Annotated in this window: 23 protein-coding genes; 12 read left to right on the plus strand and 11 right to left on the minus strand. The window is 58.9% G+C overall.

Annotated elements, in window-relative coordinates; all coding sequences use genetic code 11:
* Positions 1–12: 12 nt before the first annotated feature.
* Together KZO34_RS05280 and KZO34_RS05285 are read right to left on the minus strand one after the other, a co-directional pair.
* Positions 13–594: a LysE family translocator gene (locus tag KZO34_RS05280; RefSeq protein ID WP_308318818.1), complete on the minus strand. Its 582-nt coding sequence runs from the start codon at positions 592–594 to the stop codon at positions 13–15.
* 89 nt (positions 595–683) lie between these two features.
* The gene (locus tag KZO34_RS05285; protein WP_219474076.1) at positions 684–1,379 is read right to left on the minus strand and encodes a Crp/Fnr family transcriptional regulator; all 696 of its coding nucleotides are present in this window, start codon (positions 1,377–1,379) and stop codon (positions 684–686) included.
* 125 nt (positions 1,380–1,504) lie between these two features.
* Here KZO34_RS05285 and KZO34_RS05290 point away from each other — a divergent pair, with 125 nt between their 5' ends.
* The 10 genes from KZO34_RS05290 (at position 1,505) to KZO34_RS05335 (ending at position 10,148) form a co-directional block, all read left to right on the plus strand.
* Positions 1,505–2,275 (plus strand): class II aldolase/adducin family protein, encoded by a 771-nt coding sequence (locus tag KZO34_RS05290; protein WP_219474078.1) that lies wholly within the window; start codon positions 1,505–1,507, stop codon positions 2,273–2,275.
* A gap of 13 nt (positions 2,276–2,288) precedes the next feature.
* On the plus strand, positions 2,289–2,873 hold the full coding sequence (locus tag KZO34_RS05295; protein WP_219474080.1) for an HD domain-containing protein: 585 nt from the start codon (positions 2,289–2,291) through the stop codon (positions 2,871–2,873).
* 164 nt (positions 2,874–3,037) lie between these two features.
* The gene (locus KZO34_RS05300) at positions 3,038–3,970 is read left to right on the plus strand and encodes a LysR family transcriptional regulator (protein ID WP_219474082.1); all 933 of its coding nucleotides are present in this window, start codon (positions 3,038–3,040) and stop codon (positions 3,968–3,970) included.
* Positions 3,971–4,035: 65 nt separating this feature from the next.
* Positions 4,036–4,851 carry a putative hydro-lyase gene (locus tag KZO34_RS05305; protein ID WP_219474084.1) on the plus strand — a complete coding sequence of 272 codons (816 nt, stop codon included), beginning with the start codon at positions 4,036–4,038 and terminating at the stop codon, positions 4,849–4,851.
* A gap of 57 nt (positions 4,852–4,908) precedes the next feature.
* The gene (locus KZO34_RS05310; RefSeq protein WP_219474093.1) at positions 4,909–5,874 is read left to right on the plus strand and encodes a TRAP transporter substrate-binding protein; all 966 of its coding nucleotides are present in this window, start codon (positions 4,909–4,911) and stop codon (positions 5,872–5,874) included.
* A gap of 65 nt (positions 5,875–5,939) precedes the next feature.
* Positions 5,940–6,458: a TRAP transporter small permease gene (locus KZO34_RS05315; RefSeq protein WP_219474095.1), complete on the plus strand. Its 519-nt coding sequence runs from the start codon at positions 5,940–5,942 to the stop codon at positions 6,456–6,458.
* Complete coding sequence (locus KZO34_RS05320) at positions 6,458–7,765, plus strand: TRAP transporter large permease (protein WP_219474097.1); 1,308 nt, start codon at positions 6,458–6,460, stop codon at positions 7,763–7,765. Before KZO34_RS05315 ends, KZO34_RS05320 begins: the two co-directional genes overlap by 1 nt.
* 31 nt (positions 7,766–7,796) lie before the next feature.
* Complete coding sequence (locus tag KZO34_RS05325; RefSeq protein ID WP_219474100.1) at positions 7,797–8,531, plus strand: 5-oxoprolinase subunit PxpA; 735 nt, start codon at positions 7,797–7,799, stop codon at positions 8,529–8,531.
* Positions 8,528–9,220: a 5-oxoprolinase subunit PxpB gene (pxpB, locus tag KZO34_RS05330; RefSeq protein WP_219474101.1), complete on the plus strand. Its 693-nt coding sequence runs from the start codon at positions 8,528–8,530 to the stop codon at positions 9,218–9,220. The genes KZO34_RS05325 and pxpB overlap by 4 nt, the downstream gene beginning before the upstream one ends.
* On the plus strand, positions 9,210–10,148 hold the full coding sequence (locus KZO34_RS05335) for a 5-oxoprolinase subunit C family protein (protein ID WP_219474109.1): 939 nt from the start codon (positions 9,210–9,212) through the stop codon (positions 10,146–10,148). Before pxpB ends, KZO34_RS05335 begins: the two co-directional genes overlap by 11 nt.
* 17 nt (positions 10,149–10,165) lie before the next feature.
* Here KZO34_RS05335 and putA read toward each other — a convergent pair whose 3' ends face one another.
* Both putA and KZO34_RS05345 read right to left on the minus strand, forming a co-directional pair.
* Complete coding sequence (gene putA / locus KZO34_RS05340) at positions 10,166–13,795, minus strand: bifunctional proline dehydrogenase/L-glutamate gamma-semialdehyde dehydrogenase PutA (protein WP_219474111.1); 3,630 nt, start codon at positions 13,793–13,795, stop codon at positions 10,166–10,168.
* A gap of 170 nt (positions 13,796–13,965) precedes the next feature.
* On the minus strand, positions 13,966–17,478 hold the full coding sequence (locus KZO34_RS05345) for an NAD-glutamate dehydrogenase (RefSeq protein ID WP_219474112.1): 3,513 nt from the start codon (positions 17,476–17,478) through the stop codon (positions 13,966–13,968).
* Between the two features lie 157 nt (positions 17,479–17,635).
* On the opposite strand from KZO34_RS05345, the gene KZO34_RS05350 reads away from it, so the two are divergent.
* Positions 17,636–18,088 (plus strand): Lrp/AsnC ligand binding domain-containing protein, encoded by a 453-nt coding sequence (locus tag KZO34_RS05350; protein WP_218635207.1) that lies wholly within the window; start codon positions 17,636–17,638, stop codon positions 18,086–18,088.
* Here the strand turns inward: KZO34_RS05350 and KZO34_RS05355 are convergent.
* From KZO34_RS05355 to KZO34_RS05365, 3 genes are all read right to left on the minus strand, one after another.
* Positions 18,069–18,845 carry a hypothetical protein gene (locus KZO34_RS05355; RefSeq protein ID WP_219474113.1) on the minus strand — a complete coding sequence of 259 codons (777 nt, stop codon included), beginning with the start codon at positions 18,843–18,845 and terminating at the stop codon, positions 18,069–18,071. The genes KZO34_RS05350 and KZO34_RS05355 overlap by 20 nt on opposite strands.
* 28 nt (positions 18,846–18,873) lie before the next feature.
* Positions 18,874–19,116: a hypothetical protein gene (locus KZO34_RS05360; RefSeq protein WP_219474114.1), complete on the minus strand. Its 243-nt coding sequence runs from the start codon at positions 19,114–19,116 to the stop codon at positions 18,874–18,876.
* A 100-nt stretch (positions 19,117–19,216) separates the two neighbouring features.
* Positions 19,217–19,708, minus strand: a complete 492-nt coding sequence (locus tag KZO34_RS05365; RefSeq protein ID WP_219474115.1) for an acyl-CoA thioesterase — start codon at positions 19,706–19,708, stop codon at positions 19,217–19,219.
* Between the two features lie 134 nt (positions 19,709–19,842).
* Between KZO34_RS05365 and KZO34_RS05370 the strand changes: the two genes are divergently transcribed.
* Positions 19,843–20,268, plus strand: a complete 426-nt coding sequence (locus KZO34_RS05370; protein WP_219474116.1) for a DUF6524 family protein — start codon at positions 19,843–19,845, stop codon at positions 20,266–20,268.
* An 11-nt stretch (positions 20,269–20,279) separates the two neighbouring features.
* Here the strand turns inward: KZO34_RS05370 and KZO34_RS05375 are convergent, their stop codons facing one another.
* The 4 genes from KZO34_RS05375 to efpL all read right to left on the minus strand — a co-directional run bounded on the left by KZO34_RS05375 (position 20,280) and on the right by efpL (position 22,419).
* Entirely contained in the window at positions 20,280–20,867 is a 588-nt protein-coding gene (locus tag KZO34_RS05375; RefSeq protein ID WP_219474118.1) for a DUF502 domain-containing protein, read from the minus strand.
* A gap of 95 nt (positions 20,868–20,962) precedes the next feature.
* Positions 20,963–21,328, minus strand: a complete 366-nt coding sequence (locus KZO34_RS05380) for a thiol-disulfide oxidoreductase DCC family protein (RefSeq protein ID WP_219474120.1) — start codon at positions 21,326–21,328, stop codon at positions 20,963–20,965.
* Between the two features lie 21 nt (positions 21,329–21,349).
* Entirely contained in the window at positions 21,350–21,634 is a 285-nt protein-coding gene (locus tag KZO34_RS05385; protein WP_219474122.1) for a DUF4242 domain-containing protein, read from the minus strand.
* A 218-nt stretch (positions 21,635–21,852) separates the two neighbouring features.
* Complete coding sequence (gene efpL / locus KZO34_RS05390) at positions 21,853–22,419, minus strand: elongation factor P-like protein EfpL (RefSeq protein WP_219474123.1); 567 nt, start codon at positions 22,417–22,419, stop codon at positions 21,853–21,855.
* Between the last annotated feature and the right edge of the window lie 117 nt (positions 22,420–22,536).

Below are 22,536 nucleotides of genomic sequence, written 5' to 3' on the forward strand. Positions count from 1 at the left end.
TAGCGCCGATCCTCACCCGAGGGCCAGCCAGACCCCCACCAGCATCATCAGACTGCCGGCAACACGGTTGACCGTGCGCACGCCACCGCCCTGACGCAGCAGCTTGCGCAAGCCCCGACCACCATGGGCATAGAGCTGAAGACACAGAAACTCCAGCGCCAGAATGATCAGGATGAGCGCCGTCAGCTGGGGCCCCATTGGCAACTGGCTGTCGATGAACGGCGGCAACAGGGCCACGAAAAACGCCCAGCCCTTGGGGTTTGCAATCGCCGTAACGAATCCCTGCATGGCCAGCTGACTACGGGAAGCCTGCACGGGTTCCATATCCTCTGTTTCCGGCATGGCCATCTTCCCGCGGGACCGCCACATCTGAACGCCGAGCCACATCAGGTAAGCGCCACCGGCATACTTGAAGATCGCAAACGCCGTCGGGTACTTCAGCATGAACGTCGCAACACCGATGGCAGCGGCCGAGGCCACAACCGCGACACCTACCAGCTCACCAGCCATCATCCAGAGCGCCCTACGCACACCAATGGTGATACCCATGGAGAGAGCCAGTGTCATGCACATACCGGGGGTAATGGAGACCACGAAAAAAGTGGGAATGAAGACCGACAGCAATGACCAGTTCAGTGACAGCAAAACACAGTACTCGCATGTTAATGGGTAAGATGCCGGGATCAGTCCGGCAGGTTCGTAATGTAGGTCTGCAATGCCCGGGGATCCGTCACCGTTATCCGGCCGTAATCCAGCTTCAAAAGGCCTTCCCGTTCGAAATCCTTGATTACCCGATGCACCCCCTGCCGGGTCATGCCCATCATATTGGCGATGTGTTCCCGGGTGAGACGAAAGGTCACCGGCCGGGGGTGGGTGTCGCCCTGGCCCTGAATCTGAGCCAGAAACAATAGCCGACGGCCAATCCGGGCGGCAATCCCACGCAAGGCATCGTCGGCAATAATCGACATGGCAGACCACAGGCGGCGGCTGACCAGATCCAGCGCCACAGGGTAGGCCTCCGGGTAGCGCGTCAACAGCTGACGAAAGCTCTCTCCGGGCACCTCCACAATGGTCGTGTCGTCGTGCGCAGTCGCTCCGTAGACCCTTGGAGTGCCCGGGGAAAACACCGTATCACCGAACCAGGCCGCCGTCCCGAAGATGATCAGCATGGCTTCCCGCCCCTCCGAATTGACCGAACTGATACGCACGGTACCGTCGGCAATCACACACAGAGATGACTGCATCGATCCCTTGTCGTAGATGGGTTCACCCGCCCGAAAATGGCGCCACCGCGCCAGGGCTTCCGCTTCCGCAAACCCGGCGTCCGGTAACCCTGCCAGTAACGGGCAGGCGCGCAGTACCTTGTTCAGATCAGACATACCCGATTACCTGAAGCAACAAATCCCCAAATGTAAATGATTTGACAGTTTTGTGCTCGCCCAACTGCCTACACTGGAGCCAGAACCCAATCAACAACAAGCCAACAACATGAGCGAGCATCACAATGTCTGAACGTATCGCAATTCCGTCCAAAAAGGGCGGTGTCAGTGCCGAGGAGTGGCAACTCCGCGTCGATCTTGCCGCCGCCTACCGCCTGATCGCATTGTACGGCTGGGATGATCTGATTTTCACTCACATCTCCGCACGCATTCCCGGTGACGAGCACCACTTCCTGATCAACCCCTACGGCATGATGTTTGAGGAAATCACCGCCTCCAGCCTGGTGCGCGTCGATCAGGAGGGCAACAAGATCACGCCGGACGATTTCGACATCAACCCGGCGGGTTTCACCATCCACAGCGCGATTCACGCGGTGCGCGAGGATGCTGCCTGCGTCATGCATACCCACACCACGGCAGGCGTCGCCGTCTCGGCACAGCAGGACGGACTGCTGCCGCTGTCGCAGCAAAGCCTGTTTCCGCTGTCCAATCTGGCCTACCACGATTACGAGGGCGTGGCCCTTCGGGAAGACGAGAAAGCCAGACTGCAGAAAGACCTGGGCAACAACAACTTCATGATTCTGCGCAACCACGGCCTGCTCACCACCGGCGGCAGCATCGCTGACGCCTTCCTGGGCATGTACATCCTCCAGCGCGCCTGTGAAGTCCAGATCCAGGCCCTGTCCGGCAACCGCGAGATGACTCCGATTCCCGGCGGCATCGTGGATACCATCCGGCAGCAGGCTGAACAGGTCACTCGCGGCATGGGCGGCAATCTCGCGTGGCCGGGCCTGCTGCGCAAGCTCGACCGTGTTAACCCCGGATTCCGTGATTGAAGGAGACTGATCGATGAACGATGTGACTGCGCCCAAGGCCAGCTTTACCCACATGAAAGACGGTACCGCGGAAGACTGGCAGACCATCGCCCGCTCCTTTGGCGACTTTGCCAAGGGGCTTCCGGACCGCATTATGGACCACCTGATGCTGCTTGAAGGCGACTTCGGTGGCTTTCCCGTGGACCGGCTAACCCATTGCCTGCAAACCGCAACGCTGGCTCACCGTGACGGCAAGGACGACGAGTACGTGGTCTGCGCGCTCCTGCACGACATCGGTGACACTTTGGGTTCCTACAACCACGCCGATGTGGCGGCAGTGCTTCTGGAGCCATTTGTCAGCGAGGCCAATCATTGGATGATCAAGCACCACGCAATCTTCCAGGGCTACTACTTCTTCCACTACCTGGGCATGGACCGCAACCTGCGGAACAACTACAAGGACCACCCGCATTTCATGCGCACCATCGAGTTTGTCAGCAAGTACGACTCGCCCGCGTTTGATCCGGAGGGCGAAACCCTGCCGCTGTCCTATTTCGAACCCATGATCAGGAAGGTCTTCGCAAAACCAGTCCGGTCCCTGTACATGGACGCGGTCTGACTGCGCGGGCCCTCCATGGGCCCGCTTGCCCAGTGCGCTCGCCGGCAGCGCACTGCAACCCCCTCCAACCTTTCACTCCAGTCTGCGCTATTCTCTAATTAATCCCCGTTCGTCACATCGGACGGTCAGCCATTTTCCGTTCCTTTAGAGCACGCAGAGTACCAATGAATTTCAAACGTCTGGAAACCTTCATCTGGGTCGCCACGTTAGGCAGTTTTCGCAAGGCAGCCGAGCGACAGCATACCACGCAACCCGCAATCTCCACCCGCATAGCCGCGCTGGAAGAGGAGTTGGGGGTCAAGCTCTTCGAGCGGGAATCGAGCAGGACCATGCTGACATCGAAAGGTCAGGAGCTCCTGCCGTACGCCGAGAAGATCGTCTTCATGTCTGAGCAACTGCGCAAACGCGCGGACCGGGTTGCTCTGCTGTCCGGCATTCTGCGACTGGGTGTTTCCGAGACCATTGTCCACTCCTGGCTGCCCCGCTTTTTCAGGGCACTGCACGAAACCGTGCCTAACCTGGACGTGGAAATCACGGTAGACGTCACCGGCAACCTCCGTACCGGCCTTATGGACCGGACTCTTGACCTGGCCTTTTTGATGGGACCCGTGGCGGAACCGAGAGTCGAGAACCGCGACCTCTGCAGCTTCCCCCTGATCTGGGTGGCCAGCCCGGACCTGAATCTGCCTGACCGTCAGCTCCAGCTGGAAGAACTCGCCCAATGGCCGATCATCACCTATGCCAGAAACACCAAACCGTTTGCAGAGATCAGTCAGAAATTCAGCGAGCTCGACGAACTCCCCGCCCGTTTCTATTCCTCGAGTTCTTTGGCGGCCTGCAGGCGCCTCGCCCTCGATGGTATTGGTGTATCCGCCTTGCCAATGAGCGTCATTTCCGATGGCCTGAAGAGCGGGCGCCTTGTTGAACTCGAGGCCGCCTGGACCCCGTCCCAGCTGGAGTTCACCGCGTCGTACCCCGCGGTCCCTTTCAACCCGGTTGCCGAACTGGCGGCCAACCTGGCGGTTGGAATATCCCGTGACTACGCACAGGCCGGCGATAACGCTTTCTTATCAGATGCTGTAAAAAACCATAATTAGACTTTTTCACCGTGAGGCATACCCTTAAAACAGGTTCAAGACAAACTCAATCAGGGGTTACCGCCATGCACGCAGATGCCTATTCGGACTTCAAGAACAGCCTGCTTAATCAGGCGTCATCGCTTCGGTCCCGCATTCGTTCCGGCGCCCACACATCGACGACCAGCGGCATGGCCCACAGCCTGGTCCAGGGAAACGTCGTCATTCTGCCCGCCGACTGGGCGTCCGACTTCCTGCTCTATTGCCAGAACAACCCGGTTGCCTGCCCCCTGATTGCCGTATCCGAGCCCGGGGATCCAACTCTCCCCGATCTCGGAAGAGATTTGGACATCCGAACCGACATCCCCGAATACCAGGTTTTTCGGAATGGCGAGCGGACGGAAACGTTGAGCGATATCCAGGCTCTGTGGCAGGACGATTTTGTGACGTTCGTACTCGGCTGCTCCTTTTCCTTCGAAGACGCCCTGATCCGGGCCGGGCTGTCGGTGAGAAATGTCGACGACGGCCTGAACGTCTCCATGTACCGCTCCAACATCGCAACACGACCGGCCGGCCGGTTCCGCGGCAACATGGTGGTGTCCATGCGCCCCTTCCCCAGCGCGGACGCCATTCGGGCGATCCAGGTCACCACCCGATTGCCGAAAGCTCATGGCGCGCCCGTTCACATCGGCGACCCGGCCCTCATCGGCATCGAGGATATCGGCAATCCTGACTTTGGTGACCCGGTCACCATCAAAGACCATGAACTGCCCTTGTTCTGGGCTTGCGGAGTAACACCGCAACTTGCACTGGAAAACGCTCGTCCCCCGATCGCGATCACTCACGTACCGGGAAAAATGCTGCTCACGGAGCGGCTGAATGAAGAACTGGCGGTGCTCTGACCACCGCTGCCGATCAACGACCCAAGCTACAATAACGAAAGAAACGGGAGAAACACCATGTTCAAGCAACTTGCAACAGCTACCCTCCTGACCGGGGCATTTTTCACCTCGGCCGTCAGTGCCGATCAATGGCACATGCCGACACCCTATGGCGATGCCAACCTCCCCACCAAGATCGCCTACCAGTTTGCCGAGGACATCAAGTCGGGGACCGATGGCGAGATAGACGTTACCGTTCACTCCGGGGCGTCCCTGGTCAAGCATCCGGAAATCCCTCGCGCCGTTCGCACGGGTCAGGTGCAGCTGGGTGAGATCTTCATCGGCATCATGGGTAACACCCATCCGGTGTTTAAGCACGACAACATTCCGTTCCTGGCCACCAGCTTCGATGACGCCAAGCGACTCTGGGAAGCGGCCAAACCGGAGGTCGAGAAGCAGCTCGATAAAGAAGGGATGGTGCTTCTCTATACCGTACCCTGGCCTGCGCAAAGCCTTTACACCAAGGCGCCGGTCAACACTATGAGCGATCTCGAAGGGCTTAAGATGCGGGCATACAGCCCCTCAACCTCACGCCTCGCCGATCTGATGAACACCACGCCGACCACAGTTCAGGTGCCAGAAATTCCCCAGGCATTCAGCACAGGCATTATTGACGCGATGATCACGTCACCGTCCACCGGTGCCAATGGACAGGCCTGGGATTACCTGTCGCATTACACCGACATCAAGGCGTGGATTCCCAAGAACGTTGTCGTGGCCAACAAGCGAGCCTTTCGCCGCCTGAGTGATGAACAGCGCCAGGCCATTCTCGACGCTGCGGCTGCCGCTGAGCAAAAAGGCTGGGAAGGGGTGCGCGTCACCGCAGCAGAAGACACGGCCACCCTCGCCGAACATGGCATTGAAGTCTCGGAGCCGTCAGAGGAACTGATGCGCGAGTTCCAGAAGATTGGCGACATCATGATCAAAGAATGGGAAGAGGAGGCTCCGAAAGAAGTCGGCGCCATTCTTGAAGCCTACCGCTAAGGTCCATTCACAAGACGTTCCTGCCCCTGGCATTCAAGGGCAGGAACCCTTGGGAGGCATTTGACATGAGTTCTCTTCGCGACAAGTTTTACCTGGCATCCGGATACGCAGCCGGCTTCTGCATTGCCCTGATCATGGTGATCATTCTTGTGCAGATTGTTGGCCGGATTTTCGGATTCATCGTTCCGTCTGCGGAAAACGTCTCAGGATATGCACTAGCCGCCTCCACCTTCTTCGGGCTTGCCTACACCTTTCACGAAGGTGGGCACATCCGGGTCTCACTGGTAATCCAGAAATGGCCTCCAAGGGCACGGTTTATTCAGGAGCTGGTGGTTCTGATTTTTGGCTTCGGGCTCGCCTGTTACATGACCTACTACTGCTGGCACATGGTGTACGAGTCTTACGTATTCGAGGAAGTATCCCACGGTTACATTCCCATTCCGATCTGGATTCCACAGATTCCCGTCGGGCTTGGCATGACCGCGCTGGCTGCCGCGATCCTCGATGATCTGGTGGCGGTTATGAGAAAGCGTACGCCCTCTTATCAGCAGCATGAAGACGATCTCAACCTGGAGGAAATCTGATGGATACGACGTTTCTTTCCATCGTCCTCGCGGTCTCCATGATTCTGATGCTGACCCTGGGGGTCTGGGTGTCCCTGACCCTGGTGGGCATTGGTGTCCTCGGACTACTGCTTTCAGGCAACGACCAGATTGGCCTGCTGTTCGCAACGTCGAGCTGGGGCGCCAGTACCGGTTGGGCACTGACAGCGCTGCCCATGTTTATCTGGATGGGCGAAGTCCTGTTCCGGACCCGCTTGTCCGAGGACCTGTTCAAGGGGCTGTCGCCCTGGATGGGCGGCCTTCCCGGTAAACTCCTGCACGTCAACATTTTAAGCTGCGGGATTTTTGCCGCCGTTTCCGGCTCTTCGGCGGCCACCGCCGCCACCATCGGCCGCATGACCCTGCCCGAACTCAAGGCCCAGGGTTACAGCGATCGCATGGCAGTAGGCACCCTGGCGGGCTCCGGCACCCTGGGTCTGCTGATTCCACCGTCAATCATCCTGATTGTTTACGGCGTCGCCGCCGAAGTTTCCATCGGACGCCTGTTCATTGCGGGCGCCCTGCCCGGCTTGATGCTGGTCATCATGTTCATGGGTTACACCATGATTTGGGCCAAGCTGAATAAAGACGAGATGCCCAAGCACAAAAAGGAACACATATCATTCTCGGCCAAGTTCAAGGCCTTGCGTATGTTGCTGCCGATTGTGGGTCTGATTGTCTTCGTGCTGGGCTCCATCTATGCCGGCTTTACCACACCCACTGAAGCCGCCGCGCTTGGCGTATTTGGCGCCCTGCTCCTGGCCGCCGTTACCGGTTCGCTCAATGCGCAGAGCTTCAAGGAAAGTCTGCTGGGAGCGGTCAAAAGTTCCTGCATGATCGGGTTGATCCTGGTGGGCGCCCACTTCCTGACCTTGTCCATGGGCTTTCTGGGCATTCCCCGGGAACTGGCAGAGTGGATCGGCAGCATGTCGCTCTCGTCGTTCGAGCTGCTGGTGTGCCTGACCGCACTGTTTGTTCTGCTTGGCTGTTTCCTGGACGGCATTTCCGTGGTGGTTTTGACTGTGGCGGTAGTGATGCCAATGGTCCAGCAAGCCGGCATCGACCTGCTCTGGTTCGGCATTTTCATTGTACTGGTGGTCGAAATGGCCCAGATCACCCCGCCGGTGGGCTTCAACCTGTTCGTGATTCAGGCGCTGACCGGCAAAGACATTCTATACGTGGCTCGAGCGGCGCTGCCCTTCTTCCTGCTGATCATGGCTGCCCTGTTCCTGATCGGCTGGTTTCCGGAGATCGTCACCTACCTGCCCAGGACCATGAGTCAGGGTTAGGGCTCGACGCACACGTTTCGGGAGGTATCAGATGAAACTCAACTGCGATATGGGCGAGAGCTTTGGCGCGTGGACCAAGGGCATGGACGCCGATGTCATGCCCTTCATAGACATGGCCAACATCGCCTGCGGCTTCCATGCGTCCGATCCGCTCACCATGGATCACACTGTAAAAATGGCCATTGCCGAGAGCGTCACGATCGGCGCGCATCCGGGCTATCCGGATCTCCTGGGCTTCGGCCGGCGTGAGCTGGACTGCCGTCCAGACGAACTGAAGGCCATTCTGGTATACCAGATGGCCGCACTCGACGGCATATGCCGAACCCATGGCACCGCCATTCAGTACGTCAAACCCCATGGCGCGCTTTATAACAAGATGATGGTCGATCACACCACCTTGTCGGTTGTGATGGCAGCCGTAAGGGACTATGCCCCCCATTGCCCACTGGTGGTGATGGCCACTCCCGAAGCTGACGAGGTGCTTGACCGCGCTCGGGAGTATGGCATCGACGTATGGTTTGAGGCATTTTCGGATCGGGCCTATACGGATGAGGGCCGGCTGGTGAAACGTTCGGTGCGGGGCGCCGTTCACGAATCCACTGACGCCATTGAGCGGCAGGTTACGCAGATCATGACTGAAGGCTGCGTTACGTCGATCACCGGTAAACGCATACCGATCAAGGCGGACACCATCTGCATCCACGGCGACAGCCACCATGCAGTCGACGCCGCCCGTCACATGCGGCAGGTTGTCCAGTCTCAATGAACATCGAGCCCATCAACGAAAGCACCTGCATCGTCTATTTCGGCGACCGTATCAATGATGAAATAGCCGAACGGGTCAAACAGGCGACCGAGAGCATTCGCCTGAACATGGCAGATGTGGTGACAGATCTGGTGCCCTCCTACACGTCGGTGATGGTGTGCTATGACCTGGAACGCATTGATCGGTTCGGCATCACCTCACGGTTGCGCCAGACCCTTGAACAGCCCTCGAAAGCAAATGCGCCGGAAGCCTCCACCCAGACCATCGAATTGCCGGTTTATTACGGCCCGGAAGTCGCGCTGGACATTGCAGACGTCTGCGAGTTCTCCGGTCTGAGCAGCGATGACGTCATTCGCATACACAGCGAGCAGACCTACCGGGTCTATGCCATTGGATTCAGTCCGGGATTTGCCTACCTCGGCACCACCAACCAGCGCATTGCCATTCCCCGGAAATCCACCCCCAGGCTCAAGGTACCCACCGGCAGCGTCGGCATAGCCGGCACCCAGACCGCCATCTATCCCAGCTCTACGCCAGGTGGCTGGCAGATAGTCGGACGCACGCCAAGCCGGATGATTGACTGGGACAGTGAATCCCTTGCACTGGTTCAGGTCGGTGACCGGGTGAGATTCCGCCCGATTGGTCGAGAGGAATTTATCGAACTGGGAGGGCATCTCGATGACGTTTGAGGTTCTCAATCCGGGCATGCTGACGCTGATTCAGGATATCGGACGACAGGGCTATCAGCACATGGGCGTCACCACCGGAGGCCCTATGGACGAGCACGCGTTCCTCTGGGCCAACCGTCTGCTGGAAAATCCCCTGGATGCCGCCCAGCTGGAAATTACCTTTGGCCGGCTGAGTCTGCTGGCCCACAGCGACACCTGGATCGCCCTGACCGGCGCGGATCTCGGTGCACGCATCAACGACCGGGCCGTCCAGCCCTGGCAAACCTACCGAATCACCCAGGGGGACCGGATTGACTTCGGGATACCCGTAAGCGGACTGCGGGCCTACCTAGCGGTCAGTGGGGGCGTGCAAACGCCGGCCAAACTTGGCAGCCGCGCCACCGTAAGCCGCGAGAAGCTCGGCGGGCTGGATGGCACCGGCGCCAAACTGGCCGAGGGTGACCGGATTCCGATCGGCACGCCGGCGCCTGTACGGGAAACCAGCGTGCCCTACAGCGACATTCCCGACTACCGCAAGCCACTGCGCCTGGGCGTAGTTCCGGGTTATCAGTACCGGCATTTCCAGACAGCGGCAAGAAACCGTTTTTTCTCAGGAGAGTATGAGGTCAGCCAGAACATTGACCGGATGGGATACCGGCTTTCAGGTGCGGCTATCCACTGCGATCTGGACGGTATTATTTCAGAGGGCATCGCCTACGGCGCCATTCAGGTTCCCGCCGACGGACAGCCCATCGTCCTGATGAAAGATCGCCAGACGATCGGAGGCTACCCCAAGATCGGCTCACTGAGTGCGCTGGGCGCGGGCCAGCTGGCCCAGAGAGCGCCGGGGGCATCCGTCAGCTTCTACCCCACGGATGTGGCAGAAGCGGAAGCCCGACGCATGATATTCAACCAGCGGCTTCGGAAAGGAGCGCCTGGCACCCGATGATGATGCCAGGCTGACCGTTACTCGGACGCCGCGATCAGGCTCGCGTTACCGCCCGCAGCCGTGGTATCGACGCACAGGTGGCGTTCGATTACGAAGCGCTGATCCAGCTTGTGCTCGGTGATCAGCGGCAGCAGCGCACCGTCCCGCTTGGCGAGCGCCTGGCGGTATTCCCGCAACAGCGCTTGCTCACCACAACTGACCACGGCTTCAAAGCCGGTGGCCGTCGCCAGGGCCTCGGGCACCAGCTGACCGTCGATACCGACAATCGGCAGGCCAGCCTTCGCCGCCTCACCGACCTTGCCCTCCACGTCCGGTGCAACCACGACCACCTTGTTGCCCTGTGACAACGCGGTAGCCGCCTGTTCCAGAGCAGTCGCCCGGTCCGGACCAAGGCACAGCACCACGCCACGGGCATGATTGCTCAACCGGTTCAGTTCACCGGTCGGTCCCGGCAACTCCTCGGAATGGGCATCCAGCGGGGCCGGCACCTCGCCGAAGATCGGTGTCAGGGCCGATACGCGCTGCTCCGGTTTCGGCGACTTGAGCGAATCCAGCTTGCCGATCAGGCTCTGCAACTTCCTGGCATCCACCTTCTTGCCGCCGGACGGCGCCGGAACCTCAGCGGTTTCGCCCTTCATGAAGCGGCGAACGTACTGCGGCCCGCCCGCTTTCGGCCCGGTACCGGAGAGGCCTTCGCCACCAAACGGCTGAGAGCCGACAATGGCACCAATCTGGTTACGGTTGACGTAGGTGTTACCCACCTTGATCCGGCTGGCGATACGCTCAACCCGACGGTCAACTCGGCTGTGAATGCCGAAGGTCAGGCCGTAGCCTTTGGCGTTGACCTTATCCACCACCTTGTCGATGTCCTTGGCCTCGAAGGTCGCCACGTGCAGCACCGGCCCGAAGATCTCTTCTTCCATCTCTTCGATGCCCGACACTTTCAACACGGCAGGCGAAACGAACAGGCCCTTATCGGGGATCGGAAGTTTCTTGAGCAGCTTGCCGTTGCGCTCAAACTTGTCGCAATGATCGACAATCTTCTTGCGGGCAGTTTCGTCGATCACCGGACCGACATCGGTCGACAGCAACCAGGGGTCGCCAATGCCGAGCTCTTCCATGGCGCCGTAGAGCATCTCCAGCAGGTTGTCGGCAATGTCCTTCTGAACATAGAGCATGCGCAGGGCCGAACAGCGCTGACCGGCACTCTGGAAAGACGACGCCAGTACATCCCGGACCACCTGCTCGGGCAGGGCCGTGGAATCCACGATCATGGCGTTGAGACCACCGGTCTCTGCCACCAGCGGCGCGTCCGGTGCCATGTTCTCAGTCATCACCTTGTTGATGCGCTGGGCGGTTGCGGTGGAGCCGGTAAAGCAGACACCGGTTACCCGTGAATCGGAGGTCAGTGCCGCACCAACGGTCGCCCCGGTCCCCGGCAGCAACTGGATGGCGTCTTTCGGTATGCCGGCGTCGTACATCAGCTCGACCGCCCGGATGGCCAGCAGGGATGTCTGCTCGGCCGGCTTGGCCAGTACGGTGTTGCCGGCTGCCAGGTTCGCCAGGATCTGGCCGGTAAAGATCGCCAGCGGGAAGTTCCAGGGTGAGATACAACACATGACGCCCCGGGCATCGCCGGCATCTTTGTACCGCAGGCTCTCGTTGGCGTAGTACTGAGAGAAATCCACCGCTTCGCGAATCTCGGCGATGGCGTCCAGCAGAGACTTGCCGGCCTCGCGAGTGGTGAGGGCAAACAGCTCGTACGCATGCTCCTCGTACAGGTCACCGACCTTACGAACGCAGGCAGCGCGTTCCTCGGCCGACTTCGCGGACCAGCTCTTGAAACCTTCCCGGGCCGCTGCGATCGCGGTGTCCACATCAGCATCCGAAGCCTGAGTGACGTGACCCACCAGATCCTCCGGATCGGCCGGATTGCGAACGACCTGAACCTCGGTCCCGGCGACGTCACCGGCGATCAGGGGGCCGCCCTTCCAGCGGTGGTCGCGGAAGGCATTCCGCCCCTCATCGATTTCGGCCACAGTCACCGGATCGGTGATGTCCCAACCCTTGGAGTTGCGGCGCTGATCTCCGAACAGATTGTGCGGATGCACGATGGCCTTGCTGGAGATGTTGTCGCCCATTTCCTTGACCGCATCAATCGGGTCCTTGGCGATTTCCTCAGGGGTGATGGTCTTGTCCACGATCTGGTTGACGAACGAGCTGTTGGCACCGTTCTCCAGAAGACGACGAACCAGGTACGCCAGCAGATCCTTGTGGGGCCCGACCGGCGCATAGATGCGACATGGTACGCCACTGGCCTTCAGGACCTCGTTGTGCAGGGATTCCCCCATACCGTGCAGCCGCTGGAACTCGTAATTGTCCACGCCCTTGGACTTTGCCAGCTCCAGGATTGTGGATACCGAGTGGGCGTTGTGGGTGGCGAACTGCGGGTAGATCCGGTCCGTCATATTGATCAGCTTGGTCGCGCAGGAAACGAAGGACACATCGCTGCACGCCTTGCGGGTAAACACCGGAAAGCCGTTCAGGCCCATCACCTGGGCACGCTTGATCTCGGCATCCCAGTAAGCGCCCTTGACCAGGCGCACCATGAACCGGCGATCGTACTTCTTGGCCAGGCCATAGAGCCAGTCCAGGGCGAAGGAGGAACGCTTGCCGTAGGCCTGCACCACCACGCCAAAGCCATCCCAGCCGGCCAGTTCCGGATCTGCCACCAGCTCTTCAATCACGTCCAGCGACAGGTCCAACCGGTCCTGTTCCTCTGCGTCGATGTTGAAGCCCATGTTGGCCGCTGCCGCCTTTTTGACCAGCGTGCGGGCACGAGGCAAAAGCTCGTTCATCACCCGCTCCTTATTGCCGTATTCGTACCGAGCCAGCAGGGCGGAGAGTTTCACGGAGATGCCCGGGTTCTTGCGCACATCGCCTTTGCACGCCTTGGCAATGCTGTCGATGGCGTTGGAATAGGAGTCAAAATAGCGCTTGGCATCGTCGTCGGTGCGGGCCGCTTCACCGAGCATGTCGTAGGAATAGGTATAGCCCTTCGCCATGTATTCTTTGGCTTCGTCCTGGGCTTCGTCGATGTCGCGCCCCAGCACGAACTGACGACCCATTTCTTTCATTGCCTGACCGGCAACGGTCCGGATGACCGGCTCCCCGAAGCGCTTGAGCAGTTTGCGCAGGGTATCGCCGACACTGTTGCGATCAGATTCCTTGAGCAGGTTGCTGGTCATCAACAACGCAATGGTCGCGGTGTTGATCAACTGGGACGAGGCCTTGCCAATGTGGGTGCCCCAGGCGCCAGAAGTGATTTTGTCTTCAATCAGATCGTTGATGGTCATGCTGTCCGGCACCCGCAGCAGGGCCTCGGCCAGACACATCAGGGCCACGCCTTCTTTCGTGGTGAGACCATACTCGGCCAGGAACTTTTCCATGATGGTCGGCTTGGCGTTCTTGCGAACGCTGCGCACCAGGTCCGCCGCACGAGCGGAAATAGCCTCACGCTCGCCCTGGGACAACTGAGCACCAGCAATCATCTCATGAACGACCTTGTGCTCATCAGCGAGATAGTAATCACGAATGGCCTGCCGGCTGTCGACAAGAGCGGGAATCTCTGATTGCTGCGGTCTCATAGCTGTACCCTCGTAGTTATTTGTCTCTCCGGCATTCTACCGAGATCAACAAAGACTATTTGCCTATAAAAATGGGACAGGCCCACCTTCGAGCCTTTTTTGAATCATTATTTTTTTATTATTTTCTTTTCATTAACTGATTTTTAGTCGAAACGCCTAAGACAATCCTGCTAGCCAGCCTTCACCGCCAGCTCCCTGAGCACGCCGTGAGCGACCGAGAACACCGCGCAGTCGACCTCATTGCCGGCCTGCATGTCGCTGAGCATCCGTTTCCAGCGGCTCAGCAGGGATTGCTTGTCATTGCGCCAGGTCTCCAAAAGCTGCTCCGGGGACGCCTCGCCCGACCCGCTTTCGGGAGCGGCGGAGAAAACGCTTGAGGTCAGGTTCCTGAGCTGATGATCCAGCTCGTCCCGATAGTGAATGGTTGCCAGCACCTGCCAATGACCTGTCGCCCGGAAAGCCCGCATCTGCCGGTCCAACCAGGTCAGATTGAGGCTCTCGCCCAATCGGAAATAAACCCAGGCGACCGATTCAAGGTTCTGGCCCAGTCGACGGGAAATCTCGATCATGTCCATCAGCCAGTAGCGACTTTCGGCAGAGGCACACCAGGCGGCGAGCGACGACGGAACCTTGTCCTCACAATACTCATCATAGCGTTCCTGCCAGCGACTTGCCGGGATCACCGAGGCCAGCCGCCGGGTCGATGTCACCACTTCACAAAGTGGACCCTTATAGCGATCCTCGCAACTCTCCGGATCAAGTTCGGTCCGGTAGTTGTGCAGCAGCCAACTGGAACTGCGGGTTACCAGCCGGATCACATCCCCGAACAGTTCCGCCTGCACCCGGGCGCCGACTTTACCGTCCAGGTCTTCTATTGCCTTCCACTGAGCGTCTACGTCATGAATTCGCAGGGAGATCAGGTAGGCCGAGGCAATGCGCCCAACCGTGGCTCCGGTGGCATTACGTAACCGGTCCACCCAGGTAATACCCATGCGATTGACCATATCGTTGGCGATCTGGGTGGCCGCGATTTCAGCTCGCAACGGATGGTCGTCAATGGCCGCGGGAAAGGCATCGAGGAGCGACTTCGGAAACGCCGAGTGCAGAGCCCCGGCAAACCGCGGGTCATGAACGATCGGTGCCTGGACGAGCGCCTGTTTCAATTCGATCTTGGCATAGGACACCAGCACAGAAAGCTCCGGCCGGGTCAGGCCGGCAGCGCGCTCGCGGCGCGCCTGGAGCTCGTCGTCATCCGGAAGAAACTCCAGCGCCCGATCAAGCTTCCCTTCACTTTCCAGACGCCGCATCAGGCGCTCTATTTCATCCATGGACGCCACCACGCCACTCTGGGCCAGGCTCAGGGCCATCGCCTGCCGGTAGTTATTGGCCAGAACCAGTTCCGCAACCTCGGGCGTCATCGCCCTGAGCAACCGGTTGCGCTCGGCCAGCGTCAGACGTTCCTGATGCACCTGTTCGTTCAGCAGGATCTTGATGTTCACTTCATGGTCCGAGCAGTCGACCCCACCCGCATTATCGATAAAGTCACTGTTGGCAGAACCACCGGTCCGGGCGAAAGCGACCCGTCCGAGTTGGGTGACGCCAAGGTTGCCACCTTCACCCAGAACCCGGCACCGCAACTGGTCAGCGTTGATCCGGACGGCATCGTTGGATTTGTCGCCCACCTGCTCGTTCGATTCATGCCGGGCCTTGACGTAGGTACCAATACCACCGTTCCAGAGCATGTCGACCGGCGCCTTCAGCAGCGCACTGATCAGCTCGCCAGGCGCCAGCCGGGCGGATTCGATTCCGAGTGCGGCGCGCATGGCATCCGAAACCGGAATGGACTTCATCGACCGGGGAAATACACCGCCGCCTTCGCTGATCAGGCCGGTATCGTAATCGGCCCAGGTTGCCCCCGGCAATTCGAACAAGCGCTTGCGCTCAGCATAGGAGGTCGCTGCGTCCGGCGTGGGATCAATGAAAATGTGCAGGTGGTTGAAGGCGCCAACAAGCCGGATCCGCTCGGAAAGCAGCATGCCATTGCCGAACACGTCCCCCGCCATGTCGCCAATGCCGACAACGGTGAATTCCTCGGACTGGGTATCCAGCCCCTGTTCCAGGAAGTGACGTTTCACGGACTCCCAGGCGCCCCGGGCCGTGATGCCCATCTTCTTGTGGTCATAACCTTCACTGCCTCCGGAGGCGAAGGCATCGCCCAGCCAGAAACCATAGTCTTCCGCCAGCCGATTGGCGATGTCGGAGAAGGTGGCGGTACCCTTGTCGGCAGCCACCACCAGGTAGGTGTCGTCGCCATCGTGGCGGACCACATCGGCGGGAGGAACCACCACCCCTGCTTCCAGGTTGTCCGTCAGGTCCAGCAGGCCGCAGATGAAAATCTGGTAGCAGGCAATACCTTCCTCCCGCAACGCCTCCCGGGAGCCATCCTTCGGCGGCTGTTTGACGATAAAGCCACCCTTGGCGCCCACCGGAACAATCACCGAATTCTTCACCTGCTGGGCCTTCACCAGCCCGAGGATCTCCGTGCGGTAATCCTCGACCCGGTCAGACCAGCGCAGACCGCCGCGTGCTACCGGTCCGGCCCGGAGATGCACTCCCTCAACCCGGGGCGAGTACACGAAGATTTCAAACTTCGGGCGCGGCTTGGGGATGTCGGGAATCGAGGACGGATCCAGCTTGAATGAGAGGTAGCTCTTGAACTGGTCGCCTGCCTGACGCTGGAAAAAGTTGGTCCGGAGGGTGGCCCGCATCAACACATAGAAGCGGCGGAGGATCCGGTCATCATCCAGACTTGCCACCGCCTCCAGGGCGCTCAGAATGTCACTTTCAATGCGACCGGCGGCAGCCTCCCGATCCTCTGGCGAGCAGGCGCCCGGCTCAAAACTAACAGTAAAGAAACGCACCAGCAGGGTCGTGATATCCAGGTGGCGAGCCAGGGTCTCGGCGATGAAGGGTTGGCTGAAGCCGAATCGGAGCTGTTTGATGTAGCGGGAGTATGCCCGAAGCAGCGCGACCTCGCGCCAGCCCAGACCTGCGGCCATGATGAGCTGGTTGAAATCGTCATTTTCGGCGAAACCGTTCCAGATCTCGCGAAAGGCTTCCTGCAATAGGGGCTTGACCTGATCGAGGTCTGCGTCTCCGCAGCGTGGGTGGCACTCCACGGTAAAGTCACTGATTCCAAACTGCTCACCGTCACGGCGCTGGATGCGATAGGGGTGCTCTCCAAGCACCCGCATGCCCAGGTTTTCGAGGATGGGAATCACGTCGGAGAGCACAACCGGGTTGCCCTGGCTGTAAAGTTTGAAGTTCAGTGTCAGTCGACCCGACTCCGGACGGTGGTAGAACCGCATCGGGACATCGGACGCCACCGCGATCGACTGGATCTGGCCGATGTCGCCAATGGCTTCCGACACCGGAAAACGGGCCCGGTAGGCTGCCGGGAAGCCGCCACTGAACATCTGCGCCTGTCGGCCGCCAGCAACGTCGCCGTGGGCCGAAACGAGCCGGGCATGCAAATCATCGTCCCAGGACCGGGATTCCTCCATCATTCGGGCTACGAGTTCCTTCAGGTCCGTTGAATCGTCCGGAGCCTTGCTTTGCGCCTGCAGCGCCTCAGAAAGTTGTTCCAGCAAGGTTTGTTGTTGTAATGAGCGGGAATGGGACATCGGATAACTCCGGGAAATAGCGGCTGAGGATGGTTGACCAGAAACCCCAGTATAGCCAAGAGCGCGAAGTCACTTTGACCATATAGTTTCCAAAAACAGGTATTTTGATTATATTCACCTGCTCATATAGCCGCTAAGTCAGCCAGGAACTAAAAATATGGTCGAACTGGATAGAATCGATCACTCCATTATCCGTGAGCTCCAGAAGAATGCCCGGATCACCGTGACCGAGCTAGCCTCACGGGTGGGGCTGTCAAAAACCCCGTGCCAGGTCCGCATGCGGCGGCTTGAGGAACAGGGTTACATCACCGGCTACACCGCCCTGGTCAACCAGACCAAACTCGGGCTGTCTCACATTGCCTTTGCCCAGGTTACCCTGGATGACACCAGCAGCGGCGCCCTGGCGGCGTTCAACACCTCAGTCAAACAGATTTCCGCCGTTGAGCAATGCCACATGATTGCGGGTAATTTCGACTACCTGCTGAAAGTCCGGACCCGCGACATGGCAGAATACCGTCAGGTTCTGGGCGAACAGATCTCCGCCCTGCCCCACGTATTGCAGACCAGCACGTTTGTAGTGATGGAGAACGTCAAGGATGCGGGACTTTGACCGAGGAGAATTGCAGGCCGAGTTCGTTGCGGTAGAGGGCGTTACCGATACCCAGCACGATGTTGTCCACTGAAAAATCCTGGGGAATATTGGCTTTGGCGGCCTCGTCGTCCTCCAGCGCAAGTACCAGGCGGAGCAGATCCAGCAGCCGTATCACCAGATCCAGCAGCCCGAAATCCTCGGGCGGATCGCAGGCGGCACGATGGACGTAAGCCATTGCGGCCTGGACTATCTGGCGGGAATGCTCACCCAGAGCCGCCATCGACAGCGACTTGATGGATTCCAGACGCTGCTCACGCTCCAGACGGATGGCCTCCATGCACAGTTCCCGGGACTGTTCCGGCGAGCCTTCCTGTTTCAGCATGCCCGCCAGCCTGAAATCAACGGTTCCCTCGCTGCATTGTTCCCGATACTCGTTCTCGACGGCCTGGCGGGCATGGGGCAGGAACTTTTGGACCGCTTGCTCCCGGGCCTCGGCCAGCTCCTCCACCGAAGCCGCATTCACCATCGCACTCATGACCTGGACGCAATAGGTCAGATGCTCCCAGATTTCCGGCGCAATGCGGGCCGGATCGGCGGGAAGCACCCGCTTGATGGAAACAAACTCGAAGTAGAGACTGGTGACCTCCCGCTCGGAAAAACCGGAGGTCCGGATGATGTGAGGCAAGCCCAGCTCTTCGATTTCCCGCAGCAGGCGGGGGAGCACCAGAAGAATGTAATGCTGGGCACCTTTCGATACAGGTCTTATCTGATCCAAACTGCGTCCCGTTTCTACAACGCCCCGATTAATAACTGGAGTTCAGCTTGTCCAGGGCTTCTTTCAGTACTTTGACCGATTCACCGTGTTTGCCTTGATTGTGCAAGGCCTCGCCCTCGTCACGCAGCGCCTTGACCTGTTGTCTGACATCGCTTCCGACTTGAGAAGAAGCAAGCTGACTGTCGATCTGGCTCACCAGAGACGGGCACTGGCCTGCAACCACTTGTCCGGCCAGGAACAAGGACAATAAAGCAGCAGCTAGATATCGCATGATGGCTCCTCCATATTGAAAAGCCTGACTTCAGTGTAGTACTGATATCGTCGCGCGAAAACCATGACGTTTCTGTCCTGGAGCGACTGCCGGCCGCGAGCTAGCGACTGGACAGTTTTTCGCGGGTCTTCAGCCGCCCTTCCCGGCGGATCTCCGCATTCTCAAAACGGCGCTTCTGCTCGTCCGTCTCCGGAATCGCCCGGGGCACGTCGACAGGCTTGTCGTTCTTATCCAGCGCCACGAAGGTGAAGAACGCTGACAGGATATGCCGGGTGTCACCGGTGTAACTGTTCTCGGCCTCGACCCGCGCACCAATTTCCATGGACGAGCCCCAGCTTCGGTTCAGTGACAGGTTGAACAGCAGGGTGTCATTGCCTTTGGCGGGTGCCCGGAAATGGATGGAGTCTACCGCAGCGGTCACGCAGACGTGCGCCGAGTGGCGTTCGGCAACCACCAGGGCAAGCCGGTCACATTTGGCCATGATCATGCCTCCGAACACGGTGTTATGGGCGTTCATATCATTCGGGAACACCTTGTAGACGTGTTTCTCAATCGCGGAGGCTGACACGGGTTTCGCGGGGATTTCTGACATCTGTGCGGTTCCTTCTCCTCGGGAGTTTCAGAATACCTTACCTCATGAGAACGAAGAACGCCGGGCCTTGCCCGCACCAACCGAATCTGGTCTAAGCTCAAGTAATTTCAGCCACCAGTCACGGAGAGCATCCTATGGCCGCTTCATTCAGCGTGAGTAGCCTTGTCGGGCGCTGGCTATTCGCCGTTGTACTCGTGTTTGGCACGTACAACCCGACCGACTATTCCTATGTCTCCTGGCTGTTCAACCCGGCAACGGCATTTGGTCCCGTTACCGCCATTGTCGGCGTCCTGCTCCTCATTGGCTGGATCATCTTCCTGCGCGCCACCCTGCTGTCTCTCGGCTGGCTCGGCATTCTGCTGGGTTCAGCCCTGCTGGGTTGCCTGGTGTGGTTGCTGGTCGATATCGGCTGGCTCAGTCTGCAAGCGGACGGTGCAATGACCTGGATCGTGCTGGCGCTGCTCTCCATCCTGCTCGCCATTGGTATCTCCTGGTCCCACATTCGCCGCCGTCTGACCGGTCAGGTCGACGTGGACGACATCGAAGATGGCCGCGGTTGAGCGCCGGCCTTTCATGGCAATTGTTTCAGGGCATCATGCAGCTCTTCGGCGCCCCGGCCCAGACGCCGGATATGGCCAACGGCCTGCGGCACGGTAATATCCAGGGAATGAACCCGCCTGGCCGGGACGTAAACCACGGAACCGGACCACGGATCGGGAGCACCGGGTAGGTAGATGACAACCGGCCCGTCCGAGAGCCTCTCCACCTCAAAGCCGATCTGAGCATTGTCGTCAAAATGCACCATCACCGGTTGCAGGCTCCGGGACTCGGCTTCATCCATTTTCAGGTTTTCGGCAAAGCCCTTGATAAAGGAGTAGCCGGGAATAGCCAGCAACCCATTATCGATCTGGCGATAAAAGCGCTTGGCCCGAGAGCCCTTGGCAACAAATCCGGCAACAAAACTGATCAGCAGTACGGAAACCAGTGCCAGCAAGTTCGCAACGGCAACACCGCCCACGTAATCGATCGGCAGCAACCGGCCCAGAGGCTCGGCGACTCGCATCATGATCTCGTGGGCTTTGGCAAGCACCACTAAAATGACGACCACCGGCAGCAGGAACACGATACCGCCGATGATTGTGGTTTTGATGAAGTTCATGGTCGCCCGCTCCCCGGTCTATCGTCCTGACTGACACATCCGGCGACGTCATCCAATCGTTGCGATCTTGCCCATGCCGTTGGATTTACTATAGATCAGGTCTGGCCATCCAACCGCCTGCTCACCCAGGAATGATAAAGCCGGGCCAGAAAAGGCCGGATCAGGGGAAGGCCGATCAGCCATGCAACAGGCTTGAGCACCGGCACTCTCGACATCAACAGGATATACGCGTCCATCTCCCGATGAATCCGGCCCTGAGCGTCCTTCACATGCAATTCCCTCAGAGCCGAATCCGGGTCGATGCCTTCCTGACGCAGTTCATCATCTCGACCGGTAATATCCAGCCATTCCACCGAATCACCAGTCCTCCCGGCGAGCTTTTCGTACCATCGCCTGTCCTTGATACAGGCCGGACAGGAACCGTCGTAAAACACAATCAGCTTGCCATCTGGCGCAATCATGCTCCTCCCGAACGTTAATCTTTAGCTTGCCACTGGCTCAGCGGTGGTCGGGTCCATCGTCGTGCGGACCTCGGAAATGGCAGTAACCGGGAACCCGCCCATTTCCGCGTGCCGACGCACCATCTCCTCATCAGGTGCGATGTAGAGACAATACACCTTGTCGTCGGTGACAAAGCTGTTCAGCCACTGGATACGTGGTCCCAACTCTTCCAATACATCACAGGATTTCCTCGAAATTTCCTGCAATTCGCCAGTGGATAGTTTGCCGGCACCCGGCAACTCCCTCTCAATCATAAACTTTGGCATGTTTCGTCCCCCCTGCTCACGACCTGAAACTGGAGGTCGCAAGACCCACGGCATTATTGCCGCCTTTTCATAGCCTAGCCCCGTCAGTGACGTGCAACCACACATAACCGCCTGGGCTTTAGATTATTAATGCACCACAGGAGCGGCGCTATGCTCGCGGGGATTAAAGGAGACAGGAACGCGCCCCCCGAACCATGACGGGAGGCTGTTCTTTCAGATCAGGCGCGACTCAGGAACTTTCGCTCTTCCACATTTACCTTGATACGGTCGCCGGTGGAAATGTGTTCCGGCACCTGCACCACCAAACCTGTGGACAGGGTAGCCGGTTTGGTGCGGGCGGTGGCAGAACCACCCTTGATAGACGGATCGGTCTCGGTAATCTCCAGTTCCACCGTCGGAGGCAAGGCAAGGGATACCGGCGCATCGCTGACCAGCACGACCATCAGGCCCTGGGTATCCTCACTGATGAACAGCAGCTCGTCGGCAATTGACTCCTTGTTGAGGCTGTACTGGGTGAAGTCCTCGCTGTCCATAAAGACAAACTCGTCGCCGTCCGAGTACGAGAAGGTGGCCGGTCTGCGGACCAGGTCGGCCAGGTTCAGCATGTCCGAATCCTTGAAGGTCTCGTCGATCTTGTTGCCCGTCACGACATCGTACATCCGCATACGATACAGGCTGCCCCCGGCTCGGCCTTGGGGAACCGAACGTTCGATATCCTTCACAAAGTAGACGCGACCTTCATATTCAACGGCTGAATTTTTCTTGATTTCACTGGCTCTCGGCATTGCACTGTTCCAAAAAAATAATGAGATAATTAGGGCTGTTGATATACCACGATGACGGAAGACAAGCGATAGTCAAATGCTCAGTTCATGCTGTTTCCAACGGATCACAGGGAGCCT

It is taken from the genome of Marinobacter sp. F4206 (assembly GCF_019392195.1).
In the GTDB taxonomy this organism is placed as follows: domain Bacteria; phylum Pseudomonadota; class Gammaproteobacteria; order Pseudomonadales; family Oleiphilaceae; genus Marinobacter.